General features: G+C 29.8%; 19 protein-coding genes. 16 read left to right on the forward strand and 3 right to left on the reverse strand.

Going from position 1 to position 16,499, the window contains the following annotated elements:
• Position 1: 1 nt before the first annotated feature.
• Entirely contained in the window at positions 2 to 418 is a 417-nt protein-coding gene (locus Q0J35_RS05305; RefSeq protein WP_297193828.1) for a PepSY-like domain-containing protein, read from the reverse strand.
• Between the two features lie 104 nt (positions 419 to 522).
• Here Q0J35_RS05305 and Q0J35_RS05310 point away from each other — a divergent pair, with 104 nt between their 5' ends.
• The 11 genes from Q0J35_RS05310 (at position 523) to Q0J35_RS05360 (ending at position 9,823) form a co-directional block, all read left to right on the forward strand.
• On the forward strand, positions 523 to 1,035 hold the full coding sequence (locus Q0J35_RS05310; protein ID WP_297193830.1) for a rhomboid family intramembrane serine protease: 513 nt from the start codon (positions 523 to 525) through the stop codon (positions 1,033 to 1,035).
• Positions 1,032 to 1,508: a histidine phosphatase family protein gene (locus Q0J35_RS05315; RefSeq protein WP_297193832.1), complete on the forward strand. Its 477-nt coding sequence runs from the start codon at positions 1,032 to 1,034 to the stop codon at positions 1,506 to 1,508. The genes Q0J35_RS05310 and Q0J35_RS05315 overlap by 4 nt, the downstream gene beginning before the upstream one ends.
• An 80-nt stretch (positions 1,509 to 1,588) precedes the next feature.
• A complete protein-coding gene (gene ligA / locus Q0J35_RS05320) occupies positions 1,589 to 3,526 on the forward strand; it encodes an NAD-dependent DNA ligase LigA (protein ID WP_297193834.1) in 1,938 nt (645 codons plus the stop codon).
• Positions 3,523 to 4,506 carry a hypothetical protein gene (locus Q0J35_RS05325; RefSeq protein WP_297193837.1) on the forward strand — a complete coding sequence of 328 codons (984 nt, stop codon included), beginning with the start codon at positions 3,523 to 3,525 and terminating at the stop codon, positions 4,504 to 4,506. The genes ligA and Q0J35_RS05325 overlap by 4 nt, the downstream gene beginning before the upstream one ends.
• Positions 4,496 to 5,257: a TlyA family RNA methyltransferase gene (locus Q0J35_RS05330; protein WP_297193839.1), complete on the forward strand. Its 762-nt coding sequence runs from the start codon at positions 4,496 to 4,498 to the stop codon at positions 5,255 to 5,257. Before Q0J35_RS05325 ends, Q0J35_RS05330 begins: the two co-directional genes overlap by 11 nt.
• Positions 5,217 to 6,077: a bifunctional riboflavin kinase/FAD synthetase gene (locus Q0J35_RS05335; RefSeq protein ID WP_297193841.1), complete on the forward strand. Its 861-nt coding sequence runs from the start codon at positions 5,217 to 5,219 to the stop codon at positions 6,075 to 6,077. Before Q0J35_RS05330 ends, Q0J35_RS05335 begins: the two co-directional genes overlap by 41 nt.
• A complete protein-coding gene (gene cmoA / locus Q0J35_RS05340; RefSeq protein ID WP_297193843.1) occupies positions 6,067 to 6,771 on the forward strand; it encodes a carboxy-S-adenosyl-L-methionine synthase CmoA in 705 nt (234 codons plus the stop codon). The genes Q0J35_RS05335 and cmoA overlap by 11 nt, the downstream gene beginning before the upstream one ends.
• Before the next feature lie 69 nt (positions 6,772 to 6,840).
• Positions 6,841 to 7,665 carry a formyltetrahydrofolate deformylase gene (purU, locus tag Q0J35_RS05345; RefSeq protein WP_297193846.1) on the forward strand — a complete coding sequence of 275 codons (825 nt, stop codon included), beginning with the start codon at positions 6,841 to 6,843 and terminating at the stop codon, positions 7,663 to 7,665.
• A 73-nt stretch (positions 7,666 to 7,738) separates the two neighbouring features.
• The gene (locus tag Q0J35_RS05350; RefSeq protein ID WP_297193848.1) at positions 7,739 to 8,872 is read left to right on the forward strand and encodes an MFS transporter; all 1,134 of its coding nucleotides are present in this window, start codon (positions 7,739 to 7,741) and stop codon (positions 8,870 to 8,872) included.
• Positions 8,873 to 8,973: 101 nt separating this feature from the next.
• Entirely contained in the window at positions 8,974 to 9,435 is a 462-nt protein-coding gene (locus Q0J35_RS05355) for an aldolase/citrate lyase family protein (protein ID WP_297193850.1), read from the forward strand.
• On the forward strand, positions 9,347 to 9,823 hold the full coding sequence (locus tag Q0J35_RS05360) for an aldolase/citrate lyase family protein (protein ID WP_297193852.1): 477 nt from the start codon (positions 9,347 to 9,349) through the stop codon (positions 9,821 to 9,823). Before Q0J35_RS05355 ends, Q0J35_RS05360 begins: the two co-directional genes overlap by 89 nt.
• A gap of 2 nt (positions 9,824 to 9,825) precedes the next feature.
• Here Q0J35_RS05360 and Q0J35_RS05365 read toward each other — a convergent pair whose 3' ends face one another.
• Positions 9,826 to 10,158, reverse strand: coding sequence for a helix-turn-helix domain-containing protein (locus Q0J35_RS05365; protein ID WP_297193854.1), 333 nt, complete (start codon positions 10,156 to 10,158; stop codon positions 9,826 to 9,828).
• A 217-nt stretch (positions 10,159 to 10,375) separates the two neighbouring features.
• On the opposite strand from Q0J35_RS05365, the gene Q0J35_RS05370 reads away from it, so the two are divergent.
• The 3 genes from Q0J35_RS05370 to Q0J35_RS05380 all read left to right on the forward strand — a co-directional run bounded on the left by Q0J35_RS05370 (position 10,376) and on the right by Q0J35_RS05380 (position 12,734).
• Positions 10,376 to 11,008, forward strand: coding sequence for an NAD(P)-dependent oxidoreductase (locus Q0J35_RS05370; RefSeq protein WP_297193856.1), 633 nt, complete (start codon positions 10,376 to 10,378; stop codon positions 11,006 to 11,008).
• A 103-nt stretch (positions 11,009 to 11,111) separates the two neighbouring features.
• Entirely contained in the window at positions 11,112 to 12,386 is a 1,275-nt protein-coding gene (locus Q0J35_RS05375; protein WP_297193858.1) for an ArsB/NhaD family transporter, read from the forward strand.
• A 141-nt stretch (positions 12,387 to 12,527) separates the two neighbouring features.
• Positions 12,528 to 12,734: a 4-oxalocrotonate tautomerase family protein gene (locus Q0J35_RS05380; protein ID WP_297193860.1), complete on the forward strand. Its 207-nt coding sequence runs from the start codon at positions 12,528 to 12,530 to the stop codon at positions 12,732 to 12,734.
• Between the two features lie 58 nt (positions 12,735 to 12,792).
• Here the strand turns inward: Q0J35_RS05380 and rpoD are convergent, their stop codons facing one another.
• Entirely contained in the window at positions 12,793 to 14,673 is a 1,881-nt protein-coding gene (rpoD, locus tag Q0J35_RS05385; protein ID WP_297193862.1) for an RNA polymerase sigma factor RpoD, read from the reverse strand.
• A 172-nt stretch (positions 14,674 to 14,845) separates the two neighbouring features.
• Here rpoD and Q0J35_RS05390 point away from each other — a divergent pair, with 172 nt between their 5' ends.
• On the forward strand, positions 14,846 to 15,664 hold the full coding sequence (locus tag Q0J35_RS05390) for a flagellar hook-basal body protein (RefSeq protein WP_297193864.1): 819 nt from the start codon (positions 14,846 to 14,848) through the stop codon (positions 15,662 to 15,664).
• Between the two features lie 24 nt (positions 15,665 to 15,688).
• Positions 15,689 to 16,480, forward strand: a complete 792-nt coding sequence (gene flgG, locus Q0J35_RS05395; protein WP_297193866.1) for a flagellar basal-body rod protein FlgG — start codon at positions 15,689 to 15,691, stop codon at positions 16,478 to 16,480.
• Positions 16,481 to 16,499 lie beyond the last annotated feature (19 nt).

The raw sequence follows: 16,499 nt of genomic DNA on the forward strand, positions 1-16,499 counted from the left end.
ATCAATCATCAAATTCTCTACTTAATACAACACCATTATTATCTATCTTAAGCTCCATATTATTTGACAATTTTATCTCATAATATAAAATTTTTCTTTCTATTTTCATTATAGCTACATTAGGGTATTCATTTTTTATTATCGCGGCTATGTGTTTTGGCAAAATATTTGGATTAAGACTAGCATATCTTGCTTTTGCTTCTTTAAAATTGCCTCCTATATCAAATTCAAGCTCTGTGCCATCGCTTAAATAAATTTCATAGGTGCTACCATCAACTTGGACTAAGCCAACAGAAGCTTGAAAATTTGCACTTATGAATTGTTTTATATTATCAGGTAAAGCTGAAGGTGATATCATCATATCAGCTTTAAGATACAAAAAAACAACTGCAAGTAAGACAAATACCCTCTTAAGCAAAGAAATATCCTTATTTTTTCTTAAGATTATATATAAGCTTTGTGAATTATTAGTGAACTTTAATATAAAATGCTACAATTTTGAAAAAAGATTTAGGTTTTATTATGTTTTGTATCGCCCTTATAATTTCAAATTGCATTCTTTATTTTCTAATACCAGATAATGGACTGTATTCTATAAATGTATTTTTTATGCAAGGAGCTTATTGGCAAATTATAAGCTCTATGTTTATGCACGCAAATTTAACTCATCTTGCTTTAAATATGATTGTTTTATACCAGTTTGGATATATTTTAGAAAAACATTTAGGAAGTATAAAATTTGCTATTTTATATATGTTTGGAGGAATTTTAACCTCTTTGTTAAGTGCTTTTTATGTATATTATGATAGCATTAAAAATCAAGCATTTATAAATCTTGTCGGGGCAAGTGGTGCTATCTGCGTTTTGATAGGTTTTTATGCTTATGCAGATAGAAAATCATTGTTAGGCTTGGTTGTAGCGGTTTTGATTATGAGTTTTGTGCCTATATTTATGGGAGTAAATGTAGCTTGGTATGCACATATTTTTGGTTTTATTTGCGGTTATTTGATAGCTAGATTAAGGGTATTTGTATGAAAAAAATTTATTTATTAAGACATGCCAAAGCTTTTAAAGAGGGATTAAATGACTTTGAAAGAGATTTAAATGAAAAAGGCAAAGAGGATATAAAAAAAATGCTAAAAAAGCTTGAAAAATATGGCTTAAATTTTGATATGATAGTATCATCTAAAGCTACACGAGCTTTAAAAACAGCAAAAAAATTCGCACAGCATTATAATAAAGAACTACATCTTGAAGATAGTTTTTATGAAGCTAATGCTAAGGACTTGTTTTCTTACATAAAAAATTTAGATGATAGCATAAAATCAGTTCTTTTAGTCGGACATAATCCAGCCTTAAGTGAGTTAGCCGAGCTTTTAAGCGATATTTGTATAAATTCTTTTCCAACAAGTTCTGTTTTAGGGCTTTATTTTGAGTCTGATTCTTTTAAGAATTTAAAGGAACACGAAGCTAAGATTTTATTTTTTGAATGCGTTAAGAATTTATAATTTTTTTGAATGCTAAAATTAAAACAAAAGCTTTTTTGCTATAATCAAGCACAAATCATTTTTTATATTTAAGGTTTTTTATGGATTATAAAGAATACTTAGAAAAAGTAAGTTTAGCTAAAAAATACGCCTTAGCGTATTATCAAAAAGATGAACCATTAGCAAGCGATGAGGAATATGACAAGCTAATAAGAGAGTTAAGAGCCTTTGAAAATGATAACAAAAGCCTTATTTCAAGCGATAGTCCGAATCAAAATATAGGCTCTGTCATACAAAGCGAATTTAAAAAAATAAAACACTTAAGCAAAATGTGGTCTATGGAAGATGTTTTTAATGAGGAAGAGTTAAGAGCATGGGCTAAAAGAGCTAAATGTGATAAGGATTTTTTTGTGGAGCCAAAATTTGATGGTGCTAGTTTAAATTTGCTTTATGAAAATGGTGTCTTAATAAGCGGTGCTACTAGAGGGGACGGGGAATTAGGCGAGGATATAAGTTTAAATGTTTTAGAGATTGATAACATACCAAAAAACATAAATTATAAAGAAAGGATAGAAATTCGCGGAGAAGTTTTGATATTAAAAAGTGATTTTGATACACTAAATGAAATGCGAGCCAAAGAAGGTTTAAGCCTTTTTGCAAATCCTAGAAACGCAGCTTCAGGCAGTTTAAGACAGCTTGATACAAGCATTACAAAGCAAAGAAAACTTAAATTTTATCCTTGGGGTGTAGGTGAGCATAGTTTGCATTTTGAAAAACATAGCGAAATTATGGCTTTTGTAAGATCTTTAGGTTTTTTATATGATGATTTTATAAGGATTTGTAAAAATTTAGATGAGGTATTATCTTCTTACAAGGAACTTTTAAACTTAAGAGATGAAAAAGCTATGATGATGGACGGTATGGTTGTTAGAATCGATGATCTTAAGCTTTGTGAAGAGATTGGCTATACTGTTAAATTTCCAAAATTTATGGCAGCTTTTAAATTTCCAGCTATTGAGAAAACCACTCGTTTATTGGGGGTAAATTTGCAAGTTGGCAGAAGCGGTGTTGTAACCCCAGTAGCTATTTTAGAGCCTGTTAGCTTAGATGGGGTTACGGTAAAATCAGCCACATTACATAATTTTGATGAAATTTCAAGACTAGATATAATGATAAATGACTATGTATCAGTTATTAGAAGTGGAGATGTTATACCTAAGATAACTAATGTTTATAAAGATAGACGACAAGGTCTTGAAAGCAAAATTTCTCGTCCAAAATTTTGTCCGGTTTGCTCAAGCGAACTTTTAGATGAGGGGGCTTTGATAAAATGTCAAAATTTAGATTGTGAAGCTAGGCTTGTGAATCTTGTTATACACTTTGTTTCAAAAAAATGTATGAATATAGACGGACTTGGTGAAAATATAGCAGAGCTTTTGTATAAACACAAAAAAATAAGTTCCATAGAAAGTATATATTCTTTAAAGGCGGAGGATTTTGAAAATTTAGAAGGTTTTAAAGATAAAAAAATCAATAATCTTTTATCATCTATAGAGTCTTCAAAAGACAATGAACTTTTTAGATTTATATCAGCACTTGGGATAGAGCATATAGGAGAAGTAGCTGCCAAAAAGATAGCTTCTAGCTTTGGCTTTGAATGGATAGAAAAGACAAAGGAGGATTTTGAAAATTTAGAAGGCTTTGGAGAGCAAATGGCTTTTTCTTTGCAAGATTTTTTAGCTGTTAATAAGGGCAGAATTTTACATTTTTATGATATTTTAAGGCTTAAAAATACACAGCAAAATATACAAAATTCACCATTTACAGGAAAAACAGTGGTTATAACAGGAACTTTGTCAAAGCCAAGAGATGAGTTTAAAATTATGCTTGAAAATATGGGAGCAAAGATATCTTCATCTATCTCATCTAAAACAGACTTTTTGCTTTGTGGAAAAGAAGCCGGATCTAAGCTTTCTAAAGCTAAAGATTTGGGTGTGCGAATTCTTAATGAGGAAGAGTTTAACTCTTTGTTAAAATGAGATTTTTTGTTATTTTATCATTATTTATAATAACTCTCATTTGGCAGGAGCTTATTTTTGTATTATTTTTTTCAATTTTTATTTTTTATGCTATTTATAAAGAAAATTTAAGTTTTTTAAAAGCTAGAAAGATCATCATTAAAAAGGCTACCATACAAAAAAATTCGTTATTTGATAAATTAAGCAAAGGAAAAACTTATAGCAAAATACTTGCTTTTTTATTTAGTGCAACCCTTGTTTTGTCATTGCTTTTAAATTTGCTTTATGCAAATAGACTTGATTTAGTTTTTTTCTTTTGTATTTTTCCTATATTCTTTTTTTTAAGCAAGATGCTTTTAAGGAGTCAATTTAAGCTTAGCTCTTATAATATATTTTATTTTATAGCCTTTTCAGCCTTTTTTACCGCCTTTTTTTATGCTATTTCAAATTTAATTTTTAAAGAACCTTTAGAGGCTTTTTTATATCTTAAAGAAAATATAGATTTATATAAAATAAGCTCTGTTTCTTTTTTAAATTTTATATCTCAAGGAATTCACATATTAGCTGTTTTAAAGAATTTTTTGTTGCTTTATTTTGACAATATAGCCATTGAAATACTTGTTTTTTGCTTTGATTTTTTAAATTCTTTTTTTTCTTTTTTAGCACTTGGTTTTGTTTATAGCTTCTGTTTTCATAAAAAATCTTACATATTTTTAGTTTTATTCTTAGGTTTTATTCTGTTTTTTGTGTATGATGATAAAAGAAACAAAGAAAAAATTTATCAAGATTCTTTGGTATTTGTATTTGAGAACATACAAAATAAAGCTATCTTAGATGAAAATTTGAGTCATTTAAAGGAAAATTTAAAATACAATACCCATTTTTTAAAAATTTTTAAAGAGATTTTGGAAAAATCAGCTTTTGACATAGGACTTTGGTGGTTTAGTGAAGAAAAAAAAGAGCTAGAAAATGAGCTTAAAAAGGCTTTAGATGAGATATGATAGCTTTGTTAGCAAGAGCTTAAAAATTTCTCGCAATAAGGCTTTAGAGCTGATAGAAAACAAAGAAGTATCATTAAATTCATCTTTTTTTAAGCCATCTTTTAATATTAAAAACTATCTTTTAAGCATAGATAAAAAATCAGATTTAAGTGAGGCAGATTTATTAAATAGTGAGCTTTTAAAGCTTGAATTAATAAAGAAAATTTATGTAAGTAGAGCGGCTTTTAAACTTAAGTATTTTTTAAATGAAATACAGCTTGATTTAAAAGATAAAATTTGCCTTGATATAGGCTCTTCAAAGGGCGGATTTGTAGAGGTTTTGCTAGAAAATGGAGTTAAAAAGGTTGTAGCTTTAGATGTGGGTTCTATGCAACTTGACAAGAGTTTAAGAGAAAATTTAAGAGTTGTTTGTGTTGAAAATACTGACTTAAGATCTTTTAAAAGTGATTTAAAATTTGATTTTATAAGCTGTGATGTGAGTTTTATATCTTTATTAAAACTTTTAGAATATATAAATAATTTTGCAAAAAAGGATATAATTTTGCTTTTTAAGCCACAATTTGAACTAGGCATTGACGCAAAGAGAAATAAAAAAGGTTTATGTTTAGATGAAAAAGAGATATATAGAGCAAGAGAAAATTTTGAAAAAGAATGCAAGGCTTTATGCTGGAATTTTAAATTCAGCAAGGCTTCAGAGTTGAGAGGAAAGAATGGAAATATCGAGTATTTTTACTATTACCAAAAAGGATGAAGTAAGAGACTTGGCTATAGGTTGCTTTGATGGACTCCATTTAGCACATTTCGAGCTTTTTAAGCATCTTGGTAAAAAATCAGCTATCTTAATAATAGACAAAGATTATAAATACAACCTAACTCCGAATGAGGACAAACATTTTTTTATAAATTTTAGTGTCTTTTCTTTGTCATTTGATGATATAAAACATATGCAAGGTGATGAATTTTTAAATGAGCTTAAAAAAGAATTTAAAAACTTAGAAAAAATAGTGCTTGGTTATGATTTTCGTTTCGGTTTAAATAGAGCATTTGCCGCTGATGATGTTGAAAAGTTAAGTGGCATTAAAACCGTTATCGTGCCTGAATTTAAGCTTAATGGGCTTAGCGTGCATTCAAAACTAATAAGAGAATTTTTAAAAAATGGCAAAATAAAAGAAGCAAACGAGATGTTAGGCAGAGCTTATAGCGTTAAAGCAGAGATTGTAAGAGGGCAGGGACTAGGTTCAAAAGAGCTTGTGGCTACTATAAATTTGGAGTGTAAAGATAGATATTTGCTTCCTAAAAATGGTGTTTATGCAAGTTTTACAAATTTAAATGATAAATTTTTTAAAAGTGTTTGTTTTATAGGTATTAGAAATACAGATTTAAATTTTAGCTTTGAAACCCATATTTTAGATGAGAATTTTAAAGATGAGAATTTTAAAGAAGCAAGAGTATTTTTCAAGGACTTTTTGAGAGAAAATCAAAAATTTAAAGATTTATCGCAGCTAAAAGCTCAAATTCTAAAAGACTGTAAAAATGCTTTAAAACTTTTAGGAGGCTTTAATGAAAGATGAAGTTTTTAAGCTCGATGTAAAAAAACAATTTGAATTTGATGAAGATGTGGTATCTGTTTTTGATGATATGATAAGCAGATCCGTTCCTTTTTATGATGAAAATTTGCAACTTTGCGTTTCTTTGATTTCAAAACTTGCTAAACAAAATTCTACACTTTGTGATCTTGGTTGCTCTACAGGCACTTTTTTGCTCGAAATGTTTAAGGCAAGAAGTGATTTGCTTTTGCACGGCATAGACAGTTCAGAAGCTATGCTTAATAACGCTAGGCATAAAGCCAAAGCGTATGGTGCAAAGATAACACTGCATAGCGGCTTGCTTGATGAATTTTTGTTTTTTAAAAGCGATATATTTGTCTCATCTTATACTATGCAGTTTATAAGACCCCCAAAAAGACAGGCTTTGATAAATAACATATATGATAAACTAAACGAAAATGGATTTTTTATAATGAGTGAAAAAGTGCTTTATGAAGACGCTTTTTTGTCTAAAAAAATGATAGAGCTTTATAGCGAATATAAACTATCAAAAGGATATAGTAAAATAGAGATAAGCAATAAAAGAGAAGCCTTAGAAAATGTTTTAGTCCCATACAGTGAAAAAGAAAATATTGCTATGCTTAAAAATGCTGGATTTTCCAAGATAGAAAGCATTTTTAAATGGGCTAATTTCGAGACTTTTTTAGCTTTTAAGTAATGCAAAGCTCACAGTCTATTTGTTTGCTAAATTTAGCTATACTTTTTTAATATTATTTTAAGGTTTTAAATGACTTATATTTTAAAAATTTGCACTGCTGATGAAAAAGGCTTGATTTATAGGATTTGCGACCTTATTTTTAGACACCATATAAATATCATTAAAAATGATGAATTTGTTGGCGAGGGAATGTTTTTCTTTAGGTCTGTTTTAGAAGGTGATTTTGATACAAATGCTTTTTTAGGACTTTTAGAGGCACTTTTACCAAAAAATTCTTTAATAGAACTGCATAAAAATAGAAAAAAAGATATAGTAATCTTTGCAAGTAAAGAAAGCCACTGCATTGGAGATTTGCTGATAAAACACTACAGCAATGAACTTAAAGCAAATATAAAAGCTGTTATTTCAAACCACGATTCGTTAGAGGATTTAGTTTTGAAATTTAATCTACCTTTTCATTTTATATCCACTTTAAATTTAGATAGACAGTTGCAAGAAGAAAAGGTTTTAGAGTGTTTAAAGGGATATGATTTTGATTATCTTGTATTAGCAAAATATATGAGAATTTTATCATCTTCTTTTGTTTCGAAATTCGAACATAAAATCATAAACATACACCACTCATTTCTACCAGCTTTTATAGGTGCAAATCCCTACAAACAAGCTTACGAAAGAGGAGTTAAGATAATAGGTGCAACAGCTCATTTTGTTAATGATAATCTTGATGAAGGTCCTATAATAACTCAAGATATATTGTCAATAAGCCACGAAGATACTTGGCAAGATATGAGAGATAAGGGTAGGGCAGTGGAAAAAAATGTTTTAGCAAAGGCACTTGATTTGGTCTTTGATGACAGAGTTTTTATATACGAAAATAAAACAATTGTCTTTTAAAATTTTTTGTATGATATTTGCAAGAAATCTATAAAACTGTATAATATAGTCAAGCAAATGTTTTGGATTAAATATGAATTTTATAAAAACTGTCATAATATTTACAGCTATATTAACTTTAGCTCTTTTGTATGCACCACAACCAATAGCTCCAAATTTGGCTATTTACTTTAATGTTTCTTTGAGTGAAATTTCTTGGGTATTAAGCGTTTCCTTGATACCTCTTGCCATAGCACCGCTTTTGTATGGATATTTGCTTGAAAAATTCTCCTTAAAAAGAATACTCATTTTTTCTTTACTTGCTTGTGCTATTTTTCAAATTATCGCAAATTTAAGTTCTAATTTTTACTTTTTTCTAAGTTTTAGATTCTTGCAGTCTCTTTGTATCCCAGCCATACTTACATCACTTTTAACTCTTTTAACTCGTATAGACGAGCAAAACACTCAAAAAAATGTAGCTATTTACGTGGGAGCTACTACATTTGGTGGTTTTGTGGGCAGGGTTTTTGGGTCTTATCTTAGTGATTTGTTTTCTTGGCATTTTGCCTTAAATTTCTTTGCTATATTAATGCTTTTTTGTGCTTTTTTGTGCTTTGCTTTTAAGGATAGTAATTCTAGTGTTATGCAAGTATCATTAAGGGATTTTATACCATATTTTAGGGAAACTAAATTTTTGGTTTTGCTTTTTTGTATATTTATAATGTTTTTTTCTTTTCAAAGTGTGCTTTCATTTTTGCCATTTCATCTTAAGGATATTTTTAAAGATATTACACAAACTCAAATAGGTTTGATATATCTTGGTTTTTTAACGGGCATTTTTAGTTCTTTGTTTATAGGGCAGACTGTTAAATTTTTTAAAAGTAGATTTAATACAGTTATTTTTGGGCTTTTTATCTTTATAACAGGGACTATTTTTATGCTGATTCCATTTTTTGAATTTTATTTTATAGCTATGTTCGTTTTTTGTAGCGGAATGTTTATATGCCACTGTATATTTTCTGCTTTGTTAAATTTAAGCACTACACAAAAAGGATTGGCAAATGGACTTTATCTGACATTTTACTACAGCGGAGGGGCTTTTGGTTCGGTATTGCCAAGCTTTTATTATGCTAGTTTGGGTTGGAATTTCCTTTGTATCTTTACTGTGTTACTTTTATTCTCATCTATATTAATTTTACTTAAATATAGGAATTTTTATAAATACTAAAATAATATTTTGCTTTTAGCTTAAAGTATAAATCTAAAAACATTTATATTCTTTTGTATTCTTTGATATAATGTTTAATAAAAAATTAAGGTTTATACTATATGTCAAATTCTGTTTCTTTTAGAGATTATCCAAAAGCAAAAAGCTTTCTTTTTGTATCAGGGATTAAAAAAGATGATTTTAAGCATTGCTTTGCAAGTGAAGCAGATGCCATTGTAATAGATTTAGAAGATTCTGTTCCAGCTGAACGCAAAAAAGAGAGTAGGGCTAATGTATTAGAATTTTGTCGCTTAAATTCTGATAAGAAATTTTTTATTCGTGTAAATGATGCACAAAGTGATTTTTTCAATGATGATATGGTTTTTATAAGAGAATTAGGCTTGAAGTTTATAATGGGTATAATGCTTTCTAAGGCGGAGCAAAAAGAGCACATAGAATCTGTCTTAAAAAAATTTAGGAGAAGTGCCTATAATCTTGCTTATAGAAAGTGCTTTAGGACTTCAAAATTTAAATCTCATAGCCGCACATCCTTGCGTAAAACAACTTGCTTTTGGGGCATTTGATATGATACTTGATTTGGGTTTAAAAGATGGATATGGTAAGGATTTTGTGTTAAATTATGCTCGTGTGCAAATGATTTTATCAAGCCGAATTTACAATCTTTTGCCACCGATAAATCGCGTATTTCCAAATACTAAAGATGAATCTAAATTTAAAACACATTTAGAATTTGTTTATTCTATGGGTTTTAGCGGTGCATTAACCTTTTATCCAAATCAACTCTCTATCATAAATGAAATTTTTTCTCAAGGAGACAAAGAAAGTGAATGGGCAAAAGAGGTTTTAAGATTATCAAAACTTCACAAAGGTGAGCCTTTTAGTTTTGAGGGGAATAGGGTTGATATATCCACGATTAAAAAGGCTCAAGGAATTTTAAAAACGCAGTATTGACTTTATGTTGTCTTTTTATATTCATACCCCCATATAGCAAGTGAATTTAACACGTCTTTTAGACTTTCGCCCAGAGGAGTCAAAAAATACTCCACTCGCGGCGGAACTTCGGCATAGACTTTACGCTTTAAAATCTTTGCTTCTTCTAGCTCTCGTAGATTCTGTGTTAGCACTGCTTGAGATATGCTTTGATTTTTAGTGGCTGAAATGCTTTTCTTTAGCTCCCCAAAACGTTTCCTCCCGCTTAATAAATCTCGTATTATAAGAAATTTCCATTTGTTACCGATGAGATTTAGTGTCGTCTCAATATGACAAGGCGAGTGATATTTTTTCATAGCTTTCCTTTAAAATTTTACATTAAATTCTAACATATTTTTACAACTTATATTATAAATTTTAAAAAAATTATTGTTTAAAAAACACATATTTTACACAATAATATTAAAAATACTACTACATTATAAAATTATTCCTACTTAAATTTATATACCTACTCTATTATAATTTCAATGTTGCTTTTTAAGAGCAAAAAATTTATTATAAAGGATATAGATGAAAATAGCAGTATTAGCCGCAAGTGGCAAAGCAGGTAGATTAATCGTAAGTGAAGCCTTAAACAAAGGTTTAGAAGTTACAGCCTTTGTGCGAGATTCTAAAAAGGCGAATTTTGATACTTCTGTATGTGTCGTGCAAAAAGATATTTTTAAGCTAGAATCTAGCGATTTACAAGGCTTTAATGTGATAATCGATGCCTTTGGAGAATGGCAGAATCTTATCTTACACAAGACTCATATAGAACATTTACTTACGATTCTAGTAGGAAATAAGGCAAAATTCCTTGTGGTTGGCGGAGCAGGAAGCTTGTATATGGATAAAAGCCATACTGTAATGCTTATGGATACAAAGGACTTCCCAAAAGAGTATTTGCCTTTGGCAAAGGCTACCGCAGAGGGTTTATCAGTGTTGCGTAATGCTAAAGAGCTAAATTGGGTTTATGTAAGCCCAGCAGCTGTCTTTATCCCAGATAGTCTAAAAAGTGTAAAGTATAAAATCATTGGCGAGGAATTTGAAGTTAATAGTAAAGGCGAATCGCAAATAAGCTACGTTGATTATGCCTCTGCTATGATAGAAATAGCTTTAGATTCTAAATATTCCAAACAAAGAGTAGGTGTGATAGGTCTATAATATAAATTTTTGATATTATCTATAAAAAATGAATAAGCCTTTTATAAAATTTGGCATTCTAGACTTGTTTTTTGTTATAATATCTTTATTTTAGAAGGATTTAATGGCTTATTTACTTTTTGTAAGCACAATGCTTTTTATATATCTTCGCCCTTTTTCACTGCCTATTTGGCTTAGTGCAGTTATATTTGCCTTTTTAGCTTACTTGTTAGATGTAGTCAGCTTTTCTGACATTAAATTTGTTTTTAGCATAGTTACCGATAGCACTGTGGCTTTGTTGGCTCTTATATTGCTAAGTATCAGTTTTGATAAATTAGGCTTTTTTAAGCACCTAGCTTCTTTTATAGCATTTAAGCGTATAAGTTCTTTTAGTTTTTTTATTTTATTAAGCATTTTAGCCTCTTTAATAGCCATAATATTTGCAAATGATGGGGCGATCTTAGTTTTAACCCCCATTATTTATAGGCTTTTTTCACATTATAAAAATGAAAATTTTAGCCCTTTGTTAGTATTTTTATTATGCGTGAGTTTTTTGAGTGATTTTGCTTCAAATTTATTACCTTTCTCAAATTTAACAAATATCATTACAGTTAAGATGTTTTCTTTGAATTTTTTTGATTTTGTGTTGTTTATGTTTTTGCCTCAAATTTTTGCCATAATATCATTTATGTTTTTGGCTTATATTATCTTTAAAAGATATTTGCCAAAATATTTATGTTTTGATAAAAAGGAGCTTTTAAATACTTCAAAAAAAGATATTCTTTTTTGTTATTTTGTTGTGTTTTTATTATTTTTTTCAGTTTTTATTGCTAGTAAATTTAACTTAGAGCTTTATTTCATTTTGTTTATAATCTCCTTGCTTTCATTGTTTTATGCTTTTATAAGGGGTAGTATGAGCTTTTTCTCTCTTGTAAAAGAAGCTCCATTTTCTGTAATACCTTTTTCTTTAGCTTTGTTTGTAGTGGTTTTTGGATTAAAAAATGCTGATTTGCTAAGTTTTATGCAAGATATTTTTGGATATTTAAGCGATTCAAATTTATTTTTTCAAATTTTTTATGTAGGCATATTTTCAAGCCTTGCTTCTAGTTTAATTAACAACCTGCCTATGACTTTTCTTGGAAATATGGCTATTGATTCTTTTGCTTTGGAGCAAAATCATAAGATTTTTCTTGCGTATTCTCATCTTTTAGCCTGTAATATAGGCTCAAAAATAACCCCGATAGGCTCTTTAGCTACATTGCTTTGGCTTTATAGCTTGTCTTTATATGATCTAAGAATTTCTTTTTTTAGATATATGGCTTTTTCCTTTCTTATAACATTTTTTGTTCTTTTTGCAGCTTTGTTTGGACTTTGCTTGACTGTGGCTATTGTTTATTAAGCATATTTGCATAAGGGTAAAATTACAACTATACAGCAAGCTTGCTTGAAAAACAGCGGCAAAAAGAAGCTAAAATCCTAAAAATTTATACAAGTTTTAACATTGTTTAATATAATTAATTATAAATTTAAAGGAGATTTTATGCCATTTGTCAATATTCGTATCACAAGAGAAAATAATGAACCGACGATTAAACAAAAAGAAGAACTTATAGAAGGAGTAACAGAGCTACTTGCTAGGGTTTTGAATAAAAACAAAGCTTCAACCGTCGTTATCATCGATGAGATAGATACCGATAACTACGGCTTAGGTGGCAAGAGCATAACAAATGTTAGAAAGCAAAAATAAATTTTTCTAAGCAAGACTTAGGCTGTCTAGCCTAGAAAACTTGTCTAAATATTTTTTTTTACTTCCAACCTTCTATATAGTTTTTAAGCTTTCTGCCAACTTTTGGGTGTTTTAGCTTTTTTATTGCCGAGCTTTCTATTTGCCTTACTCTTTCTCTGGTAACATTTAATTCTTTGCCTATTTCTTCTAATGTCCTATCGCTCTCATCATCCATTAAGCCGAAACGCATTCTAATTACAGCCTTTTCTCTATCGTTGAGTTGGTCTAAAACATCATCTATTTGTTCTTTTAAGTCATTTTTTAATATATGCTCCATTGGCGATAAAGAACTTCTATCCTCTACAAAATCTCCAAATTTTCCATCATCTTCATTGCCTATTGGTGCTTCTAAAGATATAGGTTCTTTTGTTATTTTAATAACCTGTTTTACCTTATCAACACTTAAACCAACTTCTTTTGCTATGGTTATGACATCTGGTTCTTTGCCGTTTTTTTGCAAGTATTCTCTTATGATTTTATTGATTTGATTTATAGTTTCTATCATATGTATAGGAATTCTAATGGTTCTTGCTTGATCGGCTATCGCCCTTGATATAGCTTGTCTTATCCACCAAGTAGCATAGGTTGAGAATTTATATCCCCTTTTGTATTCAAATTTATCAACAGCTTTCATCAAGCCTATATTTCCCTCTTGTATAAGATCTAAAAAAGGCAATCCTCTATTAGTGTATCTTTTGGCTATGCTAACTACAAGTCTTAAATTTGATTTTGCCATTCTTCCTTTAGCTTCATCAGAAATTTTCTTACCTCTTTTAATTTGCTCTAAAATTTCTTTTAGTTGTTCTTTTTCCAAATCAAAACTTTTTTTACTTGCTTCTTTTGTTTGAAAAAGCTTTTTTATCTCCATATAGGTGCTTACCATAGTTGTTTCTAGTGCCATTTCGGTGATTTCTTCTTTGCTTAGTTGTGTTATATTTTGTAGTATATTTTTGTGTCTATTTCTAAGCTCTTCTGAAAACATAGGTAAGCGATATTCTAGTCTTTTTAGCTCTTTATCAAAATCACTATCGCTTTTTAAAGCCGTTTCCATTGACTTTACTATCTCTGATATAAGTTTTGATGTAGGACCAAGATCCATAAGCTTTTCTTTTAAGATATTTTTTTTAAATGCTATGCTAAGCTTATTAAAAAGTTCATTGCTTTCTATTTCCTTAAAATTTTGTGTAGTTTTTAGCCATTCTTTTTTTGCTTTTTCAAGAGCCTTAAATTTTTCTATTACTTTTATAGCTCTTTCATCTTCTTTTTTATCATTTATTTTTTTAGCTTTTTTATTTTGACCTTCGTTTATAGTTTCGTCTATATCATCTTCATCTAATTCTTCTTCTTTTTCCTCATCTTCCTCATCTTTTTCCTCATCGTCAAAACTTTTAAACAGCTCCTTAACTCTTCTTTCTCTATTTATCAAAGGATCTTTATAGTCAAGTATAAAGTCTATAAGGTAAGGCACAGAGCAAAATGCGTCTATTATTATATCTTCTCCTAATTCTATTTTTTTGGAGATTTCAACCTCTTCATCTTTGTTAAGTAGCGAAATTTGCCCCATTTCTCTTAGATACATTCTTACAGGAGAATCAGATCTTGACCATTCAAGTAAATCATTTTCATTGGCTAGGTCAAATTCATTTTCTAAGCCCATATCTTGTAATTTTTGTCTTTCTTCTTGCAGTTTCTTTGCTTCTGCTATGTTTTTCATTTTTGCTATTTCAGCAGATGAGCAAAGTTTTACTTTATGTTTTTTGGCAAGACTTTCTATCTTTTTTGCTGTGCTTAAAGTAGGCGGTTTTGACATAAATTTTACTATTTTTTCGTATGTTAGATAATCATTTGCGTTATCTATAAAACAATCTTCTAGCTGTTTATCTGTCTTAGCTGCGGACATATTTTTCCTCTTAGAAATTAGATGAATTTTGAATTTGTCATTATACACAGTTTTTTTAAACAAAAAATATAAATATTTTTTTCTTTTTTAAATCCTTTGATTTTTATGCATTCTACAACTTGGAACAGTCTTTGCTTCTTGCCTACAAATATCAAAATTTTAGGGGTTAATTATGCAAAATGGTTATTATCAAGCTACGGGCGGTATGGTTACCCAGCTAAACCGCTTAGATGTCATTAGCAACAACTTGGCTAATGTAAATACAAGCGGCTATAAAAAGGAAGATGTTGTTATAGCTGATTTTAAGAGGATTTTTAGGGAGGTGCAAGATGAGCTTCCTATAGAAAATCACACAAGAGAGGCTTCTAGATTTGTGAATACAACCATAGATAGAGTCCCTCAAATAAATCATACATATACTGATTTTAGCACAGGCACTTTGAAATCGACTTCAAATCCACTTGATTTTGCTATGACTAGAGAGGATACTTTTTACCTTGTAAAGACAAACAATGGAGAGGTAAGACTTAGCAAAGATGGAAATTTTCAGCTTGATAGTGATGGCTATCTCGTAAATAAACAAGGTTATAGAGTGCTTAGTTCGAATTATTTTAATAATCCAGAAAATGATGGCATACAAATAGAGCCAAATTCAAGCTATATAAGTGCTGATAAAGATGGAAATATCAATGTTGATGGAGCAAATGTTGCCAGATTTTTTGTAGCACAGGTAGATGATTTAAGAAATTTGAAAAAAGATGGTGATAATGTTTATAGAATTTATGATAATGATTTGACTAGAATAAGAGACTTAGAGCAGTCAAATGCCATTAGACAAGGGTTTTCGCAAGGCTCTAATGTAAATCCAGTAATTGAAATGACAGGACTTATAGAGGCGAATCGTATGGTTGAGATGTATCAAAAGGTTATGACTTCTCATATGGATGATTTAAATCAAGAAGCTATTAATAAATTAGCAACTACAAATTGATAAGATTAGCTTAAGGAGATAATTATGTTAAGGTCTTTACATACAGCGGCTACAGGTATGATAGCCCAACAAACACAGATAGATGTTACTTCAAATAATATAGCAAATGTTAATACTGTAGGTTTTAAAAAGTCAAGAGCTGAATTCGCTGATCTTATGTATCAAGTTATGAAATACGCTGGAACTTCTACTTCAAATACAACACTACATCCTTCAGGTATAGAAGTAGGGCTTGGAGTGCGTCCAACGGCTGTAACAAAGATATTTTCAACAAGTTCATACAAGGCTACTAGCATGGAAAATTTTGATGTTGCCATAGAAGGAAATGGCTTTTTTCAGGTTCAGCTTCCAGATGGAACTACAGCTTATACTAGAAATGGACAATTTACAAAAGATTCTGAAGGAAACATAGTAAATTCAGACGGATATTACTTAATACCTCAAATGACAGTCCCAGAAGGTTCTCAACATCTTAGCATAGCAAAAGATGGGACAGTTTCTGTTATGTTGCCGGGTGAGGCTGAGGAAACTCAAATAGGTCAGATAGAAATTGCAAATTTTATAAATCCAGCAGGACTTCACTCTATGGGAGATAATTTATACCTTGAAACAGGAGCGAGTGGAGCACCTACGATAGGCGTTGCGGGTCAAGACGGTTTTGGTGCTATAAGACACGGTTTTGTTGAAAACAGCAACGTTCAACTAGTAGAAGAAATGACAGACTTAATAACAGGTCAAAGAGCTTATGAAGCAGGTTCAAAAGCTATAACCACAAGCGATGAAATGCTTTCTATAGTTAATCAATTGAAAAGGTAAGTAAAAAGTGCTTGAGTTT

Origin of the sequence: uncultured Campylobacter sp., from assembly GCF_944323605.1 — a bacterium.
GTDB lineage: Bacteria > Campylobacterota > Campylobacteria > Campylobacterales > Campylobacteraceae > Campylobacter_D.